9 protein-coding genes are annotated in these 12,593 nt (G+C 41.1%); 8 read left to right on the top strand and 1 reads right to left on the bottom strand.

The features are described from left to right. Positions 1–49: 49 nt before the first annotated feature. The 8 genes from WJP93_RS08275 (at position 50) to WJP93_RS08240 (ending at position 11,656) form a co-directional block, all read left to right on the top strand. The gene (locus WJP93_RS08275) at positions 50–1,408 is read left to right on the top strand and encodes a glycosyl hydrolase family 28 protein (protein ID WP_337547723.1); all 1,359 of its coding nucleotides are present in this window, start codon (positions 50–52) and stop codon (positions 1,406–1,408) included. 64 nt (positions 1,409–1,472) lie between these two features. Next, positions 1,473–3,080: a CehA/McbA family metallohydrolase gene (locus tag WJP93_RS08270; protein WP_337547721.1), complete on the top strand. Its 1,608-nt coding sequence runs from the start codon at positions 1,473–1,475 to the stop codon at positions 3,078–3,080. Between the two features lie 63 nt (positions 3,081–3,143). Further along, a complete protein-coding gene (locus WJP93_RS08265) occupies positions 3,144–6,443 on the top strand; it encodes a glycoside hydrolase family 38 C-terminal domain-containing protein (RefSeq protein WP_337547720.1) in 3,300 nt (1,099 codons plus the stop codon). 196 nt (positions 6,444–6,639) lie between these two features. Further along, positions 6,640–7,578, top strand: a complete 939-nt coding sequence (locus WJP93_RS08260; protein WP_337547718.1) for an ABC transporter permease subunit — start codon at positions 6,640–6,642, stop codon at positions 7,576–7,578. After that, positions 7,578–8,444, top strand: a complete 867-nt coding sequence (locus WJP93_RS08255) for a carbohydrate ABC transporter permease (RefSeq protein ID WP_118612019.1) — start codon at positions 7,578–7,580, stop codon at positions 8,442–8,444. Before WJP93_RS08260 ends, WJP93_RS08255 begins: the two co-directional genes overlap by 1 nt. A 95-nt stretch (positions 8,445–8,539) precedes the next feature. Further along, positions 8,540–10,072, top strand: a complete 1,533-nt coding sequence (locus tag WJP93_RS08250; RefSeq protein ID WP_337547716.1) for an extracellular solute-binding protein — start codon at positions 8,540–8,542, stop codon at positions 10,070–10,072. Positions 10,073–10,157: 85 nt separating this feature from the next. After that, on the top strand, positions 10,158–10,922 hold the full coding sequence (locus WJP93_RS08245; RefSeq protein ID WP_337547714.1) for a metallophosphoesterase: 765 nt from the start codon (positions 10,158–10,160) through the stop codon (positions 10,920–10,922). Beyond that, positions 10,919–11,656 (top strand): phosphatase, encoded by a 738-nt coding sequence (locus WJP93_RS08240; RefSeq protein ID WP_337547713.1) that lies wholly within the window; start codon positions 10,919–10,921, stop codon positions 11,654–11,656. The genes WJP93_RS08245 and WJP93_RS08240 overlap by 4 nt, the downstream gene beginning before the upstream one ends. On the opposite strand, the gene WJP93_RS08235 is transcribed toward WJP93_RS08240, so the two are convergent. Further along, positions 11,653–12,579 (bottom strand): AraC family transcriptional regulator, encoded by a 927-nt coding sequence (locus WJP93_RS08235; protein ID WP_337547712.1) that lies wholly within the window; start codon positions 12,577–12,579, stop codon positions 11,653–11,655. The genes WJP93_RS08240 and WJP93_RS08235 overlap by 4 nt on opposite strands. Positions 12,580–12,593 lie beyond the last annotated feature (14 nt).

The following is a 12,593-nucleotide window of genomic DNA, read 5'->3' as shown; positions in this document are numbered from 1 at the left end:
ATGCCCTTGCCCTTTTACTATATAAGCATCAAAAAAGGAGGAATATTTGATGATTTACGACGTATTAGAATATGGTGCGAAGGCAGATGGAGTAACAAATGACGCTGCCGCTATTCAGAAAGCAATTGACGAATGCAGTGCTGCCGGTGGCGGCCAGGTTGTGCTTAGAAGCGGAAGAACATATTATTCAAGCTCCATTATTATAAAGCCATATGTAGATCTTCATTTAGAGAGAGGAAGCGTATTAAAGGCGCATAGCGATCTGACAACTTATTTTCATCCAAATGAGGGTCAGAAGGATAATGGTGTAAAGATTGAGGGAACACCAGTAACATTAAAGCCATCATATGCTTTTATTTATGCGAAGGATGCCGACCATATGGCAATCACAGGAGATGGCGTTATTGACGGAAATGCATTTGCATTTGTAAAGCAGGTAAGCCAGTACTACGTTACAGGCGATTTTTATCCGCGCCCGACTGTCATCTATGTAGAACATTGTAATCATATCAATTTTACAAATATTATTATCAGAAATGTTTCTTTCTGGACTTTGCACACCGCAGGCTGTGATGATGTATTGATTGACCGCATTCGCATTTTAAATGATTTGAATGTTGCAAACTCTGATGGTATTGATCCAGACCATAGCACAAATGTACGCATTATAGGCTGCCATATTGAGTGTGGTGATGATTGTATTTGTCTGAAGAGTTCTGCAGGAAACATGGAATATGGTCCGACAAAAAATGTGCTGATCAGTGATTGTACATTAATTTCCACTTCCGCAGCATTGAAGATCGGAACAGAAGGAACTGGCAATTTTGAAAATCTGACAGTAAATAATTGTATTATCAGCGGCAGTAATCGTGGAATTTCTATTCAGATTCGCGATGGCGGTCATGTAAAAAATGCAATGTTTTCAAATATCATCATCGAGACACGCCGTTTCGCAGATTGCTGGTGGGGCTGCGGTGAGCCAATCAGCATAACAACACATAATCGTGTGCCAGAGAAGCAGTCTGGCCATATTTCAGGAATTACATTCCGCAATATCACCTGCGACTCAGAGAATGGTGTATTTTTATCGGGAAGTGATGGAAACCATATTGAGGATGTGCTATTTGAGGATGTCAAGGTAAAGATTCATTCAAAGAGCAAATGGCCAAAGGGGCTGTATGATTTAAGACCAGGCTTTGGACAGAAGATTGAAGAGATTCCAAGCGCTGGCTTCTATATGAGAAGAGCAGATGGCGTGACTATACGAAATAGCCGTGTTGTTTTCGAAGGCGAAGAGCGCGCCTGCTTTGGAGAGGCAATCCATGCGCAGGATTGTGCAGATCTTGTAATTGAAGGCTTTAAAGGAGAAGCAGCAAGACCAGAGTTAGAAGCAATTGTAATTGAATAAATGCATTGTAACGTAGCAATTCGCAAGTATCAATTAGAGTAGAAAAAGAGGAAGCAGAAAAACAATGAAATTTGATAAGCTGATTGAGCTCTTAAAGGAAATGGAGACAACAATAGAAGCAGAAGAAAATCAGACACTTCTTGAAAAATTAAATCGAGAGGAAATGATCAATACGATGCAGTTTCTTCAAAGATGTGCAGCGCAGGCAGGGTATTATTATAATCTGCAGGCACCCGGCAGTGAATTTGGTACTATGAAGCTGCAGACAGCAGAAAATGATGATCCTATTGTGGCACAGGTAAAAATTTGGGATAATAAAGAGCATAAGATTCGCACTCGTTTTTCCCTTCGCCGTTTAGTGACCGAGGAGGACGGCTCATTGTCTGTGAAGTTGCCGTGCGGAAGTTATGAGGCAGAGGTGACATGCGGACCAGAGTACAGTACTGTTCTTGTGCCATTTGAAATCACAAAGGATAAAGTGACAACAATTAAGGCAAGATTGGCACGTATAGCACATTTAACTGATCATGGATGGACAGCAGGTGATCTTCATCATCATAGTATATACAGCAGTCCGGCATATGGCGGAACAGATCCGGTAATAGAAACTCCGGATCAGGTGTGTCGTTCCATGAAGTCTCTTGGAATGCAGTTTGGTGCGCTAAGTGATCATCATAACGTGCTTAACCATGAAGAATGGCAAAGACAAAATAATAACTTTACACCTATTATTTCAAAGGAAATTTCCACTTCTAATGGTCATGTGCTGCAGCTTGGTGTAGATGATGACGTGATATATGAGATTCCAAAGGGAAAGGAACGCACGACAGATAAGCTTCGCAATGAATTTATCAGAATTTGCAGTGAGATTCGAAAAAAAGGTGGTCTGCCGCAGGTAAATCATCCGTTTGATGTGAGTTTTTCCACTCGCTACAACAGCGAGTTTTGGGATATGGTTGAAATTTTTGAATCAATGGAGATTTGGAATGGTGCGACTCCATTTGCAGCTGGCACAATCAATGCTAAGGCATTCAAAAAGTGGCTGTCTCTTTTAGATGAGGGAAAGCGCCTGACTGCTACAACGGGAAGTGATACACACAACATTTATGGTGACGATTATTTTGGCATGACAGAGTGGTTAGATTGGATGATGGATATTGTGATGAAACACCCGGAGATTTATCCAGTGCAGATGAATGAGAAGGTTGCCTATCTGACTTGGCTGTACAATAAGGTATGGCCGCGTCTTTTATCGTGGGTGGAGCAGTCTAACACACCGTCTACAATCCATAATTATGTGTATACAAATGGAAAAAATCAGCCTCAGGAAATTCTTCAGGCTATCCGTGAGGGACATAGTTTTATAAGTAATGGTCCGCTTGTGACGGCAGAAGTAAATGGAGTTTCTTATGGTGAGAAGGCAGTACTTAAAGATAGGACAGGTACACTGTCAGTTCATGTATTTTCAAAGAAACCGATCAATCATCTGTGTATGTACACAGGTGCTGATAAGAAGGTTGAACTTTGTGCAAAGGCTGATGCAGCAGAGGGCGGCTTTATGTATGATATAGCGGCAGATGAGTTTGATTTTGGCGATGCTGCATGGGCTTTGTTTGTGGCAGATGGAGGAGAAAATAACCTTGCAATTTCAAACCCAATTCTGTTTGCTTGATGATAAATAAAAAATCTGAAAATCAGGGTTAAAACCTGACCCTGATTTTCACTAGGAGGAGACATGAGATCACTTGACTATATGAATCGTGTGGAGGCGTATGTGAATCGCTTAAACAGCGAGCGACGTACCGTGCTTGAAACGATCCAACAGGTACGTTTTTTGGATCTGATGGCAGATGAGATCAACTGCGCAGATATGACTGCAGACTGCGAAGAGGATGAGAATAAAAAATATGGTATAGCGCCAAATCTGGATGCAGTACACACAAGGGGCTATGCTAAGAGAAGTCTTGTACTGGAGGATTGCAGCAGCTGGCCAGTTTTTTCGTGTGCAGATACGTGGGGCGGTCCGGATTACCATGGGATTTTTGCTTTTTCTGTGACAATTACAGAAGAGATGAAGGGACGCATTATTGGCTTTTCGCTTGACACTGGCGCAGATGATATATGGAATACTGATAATCCACAGATTATGGTTTATGTAAATGGAGTGCTTACGTGTGCCATGGATCTTAATCATCATGAAGTAATATTAAGTGATTGTGCAGAGCCAGGAAAGATATATGATATTCGATTATATGCATATGTCAACAGTCCAGGAAAGAGCAATTTTTTATATCTTAAGGTATTTGCGAAGGAACAGGAGGCAGAGGCACTTTATTATGATATGAAGCTTCCGCTTGAGGCAGCAAAGCAAATGCGCCCAGAAGAAGAAAAAAGAAGAAAGCTTCTGGAGCTTTTAAATCAGGCAGGTGATTTATTAGATCTTCGTGTTAAGAAAAGTGATAAGTATCGTGCATCTCTTATAGCAGCAAGCGAATGGCTTAAGGAAAATTTATATGAAAAGGAATGGGAGCTTGACGGTCCAACTGTTTATGCACTTGGTCATACGCATATTGATGTGGCATGGAAATGGCCACTTCGACAAACAAGAGAAAAGGCTGTAAGAAGCTTCTCGACAGTGCTTTATTTGATGAAGCGTTATCCAAAGTATCGTTTCTTTTTGAGTCAGCCGCAGCTTTATGAGTATGTAAAAGAAGATGCACCTGAGATTTTTGAGCAGGTAAAGGAACGTGTAAAGGAAGGACGCTGGGAGGCAGACGGTGCTATGTGGCTGGAGTCTGACAGCAATTTAACTAGCGGTGAGTCACTTATTCGTCAGATTTTATATGGAAAGAAATTTTTCAATGAAGAGTTTGGCATTAAAGAGCAGGAGATATTGTGGTTGCCTGATGCATTTGGCTTTTTAGGTGCATTGCCGCAGATCATGAAGAGAAGCGGTATTCGCTACTTCCTAACAACAAAGATGGGCTGGAATGATGCCGATCAGCAGCCAGATGATACATTTCTTTGGGAAGGAATTGATGGAAGCCGCGTAACAGGCCTTTATATCACAACAAAGAATTACGAAGCATACCCGGAGCGTTTTGAAAAGCCAGTTCGCGAGGTTACATACAATGGCAGACAGAATGCCAGCCAGACAATGGGAACATGGCAGAATTACAGAAATAAAGAGTTAAATGATGCAGTTCTCACAGTTTATGGCTACGGTGATGGCGGCGGCGGTCCGACAGAAGGTATGCTTGAGGAAAGTAAGCGTTTGTCTTACGGCATCCCAGGAGTTCCTAAGGTAAAGCTGTCTGGACTAAAAGAGTACTTACAGGTACTTGATAAAAATTTACAGAATAAAAAGTTAAACACATGGTACGGTGATCTGTATCTTGAGTATCATCGCGGTACATTTAGTTCAATTGCAGAGAATAAAAAGAATAACCGTATATGTGAGTATAAAAATCAGCAGGCAGAGTGGCTGGCATCACTTTTGTGGTGGATGAATAAGAAAAATGAGAATGCAAACAAGAATGCATATCCAAAAGAGACGCTTGATAAGGCATGGAAGCTTCTGCTGTTAAATCAGTTTCATGATATTTTGCCGGGATCTGCAATTGCTGAAGTCTATGAGCAGTCAGATATTGACTATGCAAAGATTAAGGCAATGGATGAAGAGATAATTAGTGAAGTATTAAAAAGCCTGAGCAGTAATAAGAGCGAGCAAAAAAACGGAATCTGTGCATGGAATCCACTTGGCTTTGCAGCAGAGCAGGTGATTGAGCTTGATAAAAAGAAGCTGCATGAATGCGGTATCGACAAGGGCTGTTCTCTTACTAATGTGACAGCCGCGCAGCGCTTTAAAGATGGCACAATGCTTGTCACAGCTTCACTTCCTGCAAAGGGCAGCTTATATATGGCAGCATCTGCAGAGAAAGAAAGCTTAGACAAAGAGGCAAAGAAAGAACATTTTGCTTTACGTGATGAAAATACACTTGAGACACCTTGGTATATTGTTTCATGGAATGAGCTTGGCGAACTGACCTCTCTTTATGATAAGGAGGCAAAGCGTGAAGTTTTAGAAGCAGGTACTGTAGGAAACGAGATAGTTGTTTATGAAGATATTCCTAAGGATTACGATGCTTGGAATGTGGAGTCATATTATTCAAGAAAGCATTGGAAGATGTCTGTGAAAAAGCCATGTATGATGACTGAGGCAGGAGAAATCTGTGCTGTGCTTCACACAGAGCTTTCTTATGAGTCTTCAGTTATTGAGCAGGACATTGCATTCTTTGCACACACAAGACGAATTGATTTTAAGACTAAGATTGACTGGAAAGAACAGCAGCAGCTTGTAAAGGCAGAGTTTCATTTGGATGTCATGACAAGAACAGCAGCATGCGAGATTCCATATGGTGTGATGGAGCGTCCAACACATAGAAATACAAGCTGGCAGCGTGCCCAGTTTGAGATGTGTGCACATCGCTTTGTGGATCTGTCTGAGCCGGGCTTTGGTGTGGCACTGTTAAATGATGGACGATATGGTCATTCTATTGAGGACAGCTTTGTTAGTCTGACGCTTCTTACATCAGGTGTCTTCCCATTCCCAGATGCTGATAAGGGACTTCATGAACTTACATATGCCCTGATGCCGCATATGGGTGACTGGAGAGAGGCAAATGTGGTACACGAGGCAGGAAAGCTTAATGAAAAGCCGATTCTTTCTGTTTATAAGCCATCGCTTTTGACAGAAGAAAAATCTTCAGTCAGATATACAATGTGTGAGGTGTCATCACCAAATGTTATTGTGACATCAGTAAAACGTGCAGAAGATGAAAGCGGACTGATTGTTCGTATGTATGAGTCAAGCGGTATCCGCACAAATGTGGAATGGAATTTAGAGGGTCTTTGCCCGAAATACATCTATGAATGTGATATGATGGAACAAAAAGAAAGAGAAGTTGTGTTTGACGGACAGAGAGCAAAATTTGAGATCAGACCGTTTGAGATTAAGACATTTTTACTAGTATAAATATAAAAGTGCAGTAAGAAAAAAGGTTTCTTCTGAAAAAGTGTGGAAAAGACACAATGAAAGAGCAAAAAATGCAATGTTTTTCCGAAGAAACCGACCAAATACGCATAGCTTTTGGGTGTGCAATTTTGCTATAATCAACACATCAGATATGAAAAGTTTCTAAAGAAACAATAAAAAAAGGAGGGCTGCGGACATGGCAAACAAAAAAACGCCGGGTGTGGCAAAGAAAAAGGTTAATTGGAAAACATACCTGAGAAATACCTGGCAGCTGTATGTGATGATGTTGATACCGATTATCTGGCTGATTTGTTTCAAATATAAGCCAATGCTGTACATCGTTGTTGCATTTAAAAAGTATAATATTTTCAAAGGAATTTGGGAGTCTCCGTGGGTTGGTTTTAAATATTTCAAGGAGGCATTCGGATCAAGTGAGTTCTGGTTTGCAGTAAAGAATACATTGATCTTAAATATCGGTGATTTGATTATCGGATTTCCATTCCCGATTTTTTTGGCACTGTTTTTAAATGAGTTAAGAAGTACGGGCGTCCGCAAGATGACTCAGATCGTTTTGTATCTGCCAAACTTCCTTTCTTGGGTTATTATCGCAGGTATCAGTACTCAGCTGTTCTCAGGAAATGGTCTGTTAAATGGTGTACTTGGTGTATTTGGTTTACCAACAGTACCGTTCTTAACAAATACAATCTGGTGGAGAATTATTTACTGGGTAATGGGTATCTGGCAGTCAGCTGGTTATTCACTGATCATTTATTTGGCAGCACTTATGGGAACTGACCCGTCACAGAGTGAGGCAGCTTACCTTGATGGTGCAACAAGATTACAGCGTATCTGGTATGTAACAATTCCTCAGATTATGCCGACCATATCCACACTGCTTATTATGCAGCTTGGTAAAGTTATCAATATCGCATTCGACCGTCCATATATGATGAGCAACATGCTTGTAAAGGATGCATCAAATGTACTTAGTGTATATGTATACGAAGTTGGTATCGGTAAGGGACGTTTTGACTACGCAACAGCAGTTGGTCTGTTCCAGTCTGTAATCGGTATCGCTATGGTAATTATTTTTGATAAGATCGCTAAGAAAATGGGACAGGGAGGTGTCATGTAATGGACGGATTAAAAACAAAAGAAGATCGCCGCTTTCAGACGTTCTGGGTAATCTTTTTTATCTTAATCAGTGTGATTGCAATTATCCCGGTACTTCGTGTAATTTCCATTTCGTTCTCTGGTAGAGATGCAATCAACAAGGGACAGGTATTTATCTTCCCGATTGGATTTAATGTAGATGCTTATGCAAAGGCATTAAAGAGTGGTACATTCGTAAGCTCTTTTGGATATTCCATTATTCTTATGGCAGTTGTAACTGCAGTTGATATGATTATGACTATCCTTCTGGCATACCCGCTTTCAAGAAAGGGTCTAAAGGGTTCAAAGATTGTCAATCTGTTCTGCGTTATCACCATGTATTTAAACCTTGGTACAATCCCGAACTACTTAAATATTAAGTCTTTCGGCATGATTGATACTGTATGGGCATTGATCATTCCTGGTGCACTTAGTGTTTACAACATGATCATCATGCGTACTGCATTCGCAAGTATTGATGATTCCTTGTATGAGGCAGCGCGTATTGATGGATGCGGTGAGTTCAAGATTATGTACCGTATCGCAATTCCGCTTTGTGTACCGACTATCGCAACACTTTGTTTGTTCTACGCAGTAGGTCGTTGGAATGGTATTGATGATCAGCTGTACTATGTACAAAAGACAGGTCTTCACACTGTTCAGATGGCGTTAAAGCAGATGATCGAGGCTGTAAATGTTCAGTCTGAGGAGAGTGGTACAACACAGCTTGTAGCAGAGAATATTAAGGCAGCAAGTATTACGCTGTCCATGACTCCGATGTTAGTTGTATATCCATTCATCCAGAGATTCTTCACTCAGGGTATTATGCTGGGTGCAGTAAAGGGTTGATTTTACACAATATTTTTTCAAAGTGAGTGTCTGCGCTGTCTGGCTTTAGCCAGACGGGCAGTGACATCATAAAAATCTTTTAGGAGGAGTTTACAATGAGAAAGATGAGAAAATCAGCTGCAGTAGCTCTTACAGCAGCAATGGCAGTAACAAGCATGGGCGTGATTCCGGCAATGGCAGATGAAACCACTACAATTCGTGTTATGGTTTGGGACCGTGGAGATGCTCCGCAGGGTATGACTGTTGAGGAGAACAAGATGAGCGAGTGGATCAACGAGCAGGTAAAGGATCTGGGTATTCAGGTTGAGTTCGTAGCTGTTCCAAGATCTACCAGTGAGGATGTTCTGACAACTATGATGACTGGTGGAAATGCACCTGATATCATTTTCTCCTATGACCAGAACGTATTCTTAAATTACGCAAATCTGGGTGGTTTGGCTGATCTGACAGAGGCTTATGAGACAATCGGAACTAACATCAAGGAGTATGCTGGTGAGGTTCAGAACATGGGTGAGTATGATGGTGCTCAGTATGCGCTTCTTTCAAAGAGAGGAACTGAGAATCCGCGTCATACCGCTTACATCCGCAAGGATATCCTTGATGAGATGGGACTTGAGGTTCCGACTACAAAGCAGGAGCTGATTGATGATCTGTACGCAATTCATGAGAAGTATCCGGATATGATTCCGTGGAGCATGGGCGGACGTCAGGATACTGAGAAGATGTACCTGAACTTCGTTGGTTCCTATGTAACCTTCGAGGATGAGAAGGATGAGTTTACCTATAGCGAGAACTATATCGTAGCTCATGACGGCGCATTAGACGGTATTAGAGAGATGAACCAGCTGTACAATGATGGCATTATTGTTCAGGATTTTGCTACTGATACAGATGAGTCCGTACATAAGTCAAACATTGCAGCTGGTAAGGTTGCATTCTTCTTGGATGATAACTCTGTTCAGTGGGAGAATATCCATACCTTAAACAATGACCTTGGCAAGTCTACATTCGTTCCAGTTGAGTGCTTCACTCAGGAGAATGGAGATATCCGTAACGTATACGAGCAGATGTATGGTATGTGGATCATGGTTCCGGCAGCAAGCGAGGATAAGGTTGATGCGTGCATGACTTATCTGAACTGGTTAGCAGATCCGACTAATGCAGAGAACGTAGCTTACACACCAGAGCATGAGGTTAGTGAGAATGGTGTTCCGGTTGGATTTACTGCTGATGAGTTAAGTACTATGGGCTACAAGGGAACACTTGATGATTACAACATCGTAAACAAGCATTTCGCATTCATGGATGATGAGGCTGGTATTGTTGAGAGTGCTATGGGTAAGGATCCGATCGACTCCAAGGAGTGGTATGAGAACTTCTATGAGACTGTTGCAATCGGCAAGTATCGTTATCCAGTATTCTCTATCAATGCTGAGGCAGAGAATGAGTATGGTACTCAGATCCGTTCTGATCTGATCGAGTATGTATACAGACTGATCAGCTGCAAGCCAGATGAGTTTGATTCCTTAGAGGCTCAGTTAAAGAGTGATATGGACAATGCAGGTCTGACTGACATTATCGAAGGAAGAGCTGCTCTGTATGATGAAGAAATGGCTGCTGCAGAATAAATTGTAACAATATAAGCGAATACGCAATACAGAAAGCGGGGGCTTACACGGCTCCCGCTTTTTACTTCATAAAGGAGGAAACAAGATGATAGCAGTAATCAGCGACGTGCATTTTCCATCCAATGCAGAACGGCAAAAGATTATGGAGACAGGACTAAAAAAGCTTACTGGTATTCGTGCACTTTTTATCTGCGGCGATTTCACAGATAATCGCAAAGACACAAAGCCAGAAGAGGAGATGAAACTGCCAGAATATATAAAGAAGCTGCCATATCCTGTTTTCTTTATTGATGGTAATCATGAAGATTATGATGTATTAAAAAGACTTCCTAAGATTAGTGATAGTGAAAATGAATTACTTTTTCAAAAGAGCGGATGCAGCCTAACAGCAGAAAATACAATGAAGGCATCAGATGGCATTTACTACCTGAAAAGAGGAAGTGTATGTAAAATCGACGGATTTTCTATGCTTTTAATTGGCGGAAGTACAACCGGACCTGGGTATAAGAAAAATCATCCTGATATCTGGCAGAAAGATGAGGATCTGTCAAAAGAGGATGAAAAGCAAATTTTAAAATCATTGCAGGAAAATGATCATACATTTGATCTGATTTTCACACATACAGTTCCAGAGTGCATGGTAAAGGCATGGTTTCCAGATAAGGATCTGTCAGTGACAAATAAAATTTTAGAACACGTATGGCAGTCGGTTTCTTATCAGTACTGGCTGTTTGGCCATTTTCATGAGGATGTAGATTACCCGGAACGTATGCACTGTCTTTACAATGATGTGATGCTTCTTGAGGCATTAAAAGACGGTGGTATACGTGCAGAAAGGAGAAAACTATGAGAAATTATGAGATAAAGACAGACCTTCATACACATACGCTTGCAAGCACTCATGCCTATAGCACGCTAGAGGAAAATTGTCGTGGTGCATTTGCAAACGGTCTTGAAGGAATCAATATGAGTGATCATGGACCGTCAATGCCTGATGCACCGTATGAAGGTCATTTTTCTAATATGAGGATTTTGCCAGAGTATATCCATGGTGTAAAGGTTTGGAAGGGTGCTGAGGCCAATATTGTAGATTATGATGGAAATATTGATCTGACAGAGCACACACTCGGACGTCTTGAGTGCATTGTAGCATCATTTCATGAGCAGACTTTTAAGGCAGGAACAGTTGAACAGCACACAAATGCTTATATGCAGGCACTTAAAAATCCCAAAATCCATATTTTAGGCCACAGTGGAACAGCACAGTATCCGTATGACCATGATACTGTCATTAAAGAGGCAGCACGTCTTGGAAAGGCAATCGAGTTAAATGAAGCTACATTTCATGTGCGTCCTTCTTCTATTGCAAATTGTTGTAAGATCATTGCAAAGTGCAAAAAGTATGGTGCTTTTATAAGTGTCGATTCAGATGCTCATTTCAGCGCCTTTGTTGGAGTGTATGACTGTGCAAGAAAGCTTCTTGATGAGCTTGATTTTCCACAGGAGCTGATTATCAATCGTAACGCTGAAACTGTGAGCAAGTGGTTAAAAGAGCTAGCCGCAGCAAGCGAAAACAAATATTAAAATTCTACATTTGATTGCTGACTTGTGATAGTCGTTGAGCTGGCGCGCATTGCAGATGGAGACTGATCATAAGTCTGGCGGAAAATTCTGTTAAATTGAGAGAAGCTTTGAAAGCCGCATGACTGTGCAATTTCAGAGATCGGGTGACTAGTTGAGAGCAAAAGATCCCTTGCACGTGTAATACGTACTTTTTGAATATAGCTTATCAGCGTGAATCCAGTCACTTTTTTAAACTGATGAGACAGGTAGCATGAGCTTAAAAAGAATTTGTCAGCCAAGGAATCAAGCGACAATTCCTCATCATAGTGGCTGTGTATATAATAGGTAATGCTGTAGATTTTTTGCGTTGCTGAGTTGCCTGACGACTTATTTGTATATAGATTTTTGTCCTGGTTTTGCTTAATCGCATACAAAAACTGTATAAACATCGAGTGAATAATAAGCCGCTGTTCTGGGTGAGCCAGATAGTCGTGATGTCTTGAAAATGTATAAATTTCATCAAGAATGCCCAGAATTTGTTTTCGTATTTCCTCTGGAAAGCGAAAGATTGGAGTCTGGGCATTAAAAATAGTTAAAAGCGGTAGATAATAGTCTGCCATGCCAAACAGATCTTTCGGGTACCAGAAGGAAATGATTAGTCGTTTACTTGGCGCCCCAGTTGGATATTCAGTCCGATGAAGAATAGTCGGAGGCAGCAGCACAATGTCGCCCTCCTCAAGAGAATATGGCACGCCTTCAATAAAATGTATTGTATCAGGAGAGAGCGGTATCATGATTTCATGAAAGCGGTGCGAGTGTTGAAACTCCATATTGATCTGTTTATAGCGCTCTCCGTAATCAAAATAATAAAAAAGAGAAACATCACAGTCATTTATAATAATGCTGTAATTGCGTTGATATTTAAGCTGAAGTGGATGATCCATTGAAACCTCCAATA

Source organism: Anthropogastromicrobium sp. (assembly GCF_037349415.1).
Taxonomy (GTDB): domain Bacteria; phylum Bacillota; class Clostridia; order Lachnospirales; family Lachnospiraceae; genus Anthropogastromicrobium; species Anthropogastromicrobium aceti.
The sequence above is the reverse complement of the archived record's forward strand: the minus strand, read 5'-3'. Positions and strand labels throughout refer to the sequence as shown.

Coding starts and splice junctions, on each gene's coding strand:
- WJP93_RS08275 (WP_337547723.1), top strand. CDS start 50: ATGATTTACGACGTATTAGAATATGGTGCGAAGGCAGATGGAGTAACA.
- WJP93_RS08270 (WP_337547721.1), top strand. CDS start 1,473: ATGAAATTTGATAAGCTGATTGAGCTCTTAAAGGAAATGGAGACAACA.
- WJP93_RS08265 (WP_337547720.1), top strand. CDS start 3,144: ATGAGATCACTTGACTATATGAATCGTGTGGAGGCGTATGTGAATCGC.
- WJP93_RS08260 (WP_337547718.1), top strand. CDS start 6,640: ATGGCAAACAAAAAAACGCCGGGTGTGGCAAAGAAAAAGGTTAATTGG.
- WJP93_RS08255 (WP_118612019.1), top strand. CDS start 7,578: ATGGACGGATTAAAAACAAAAGAAGATCGCCGCTTTCAGACGTTCTGG.
- WJP93_RS08250 (WP_337547716.1), top strand. CDS start 8,540: ATGAGAAAGATGAGAAAATCAGCTGCAGTAGCTCTTACAGCAGCAATG.
- WJP93_RS08245 (WP_337547714.1), top strand. CDS start 10,158: ATGATAGCAGTAATCAGCGACGTGCATTTTCCATCCAATGCAGAACGG.
- WJP93_RS08240 (WP_337547713.1), top strand. CDS start 10,919: ATGAGAAATTATGAGATAAAGACAGACCTTCATACACATACGCTTGCA.
- WJP93_RS08235 (WP_337547712.1), bottom strand. CDS start 12,579: ATGGATCATCCACTTCAGCTTAAATATCAACGCAATTACAGCATTATT.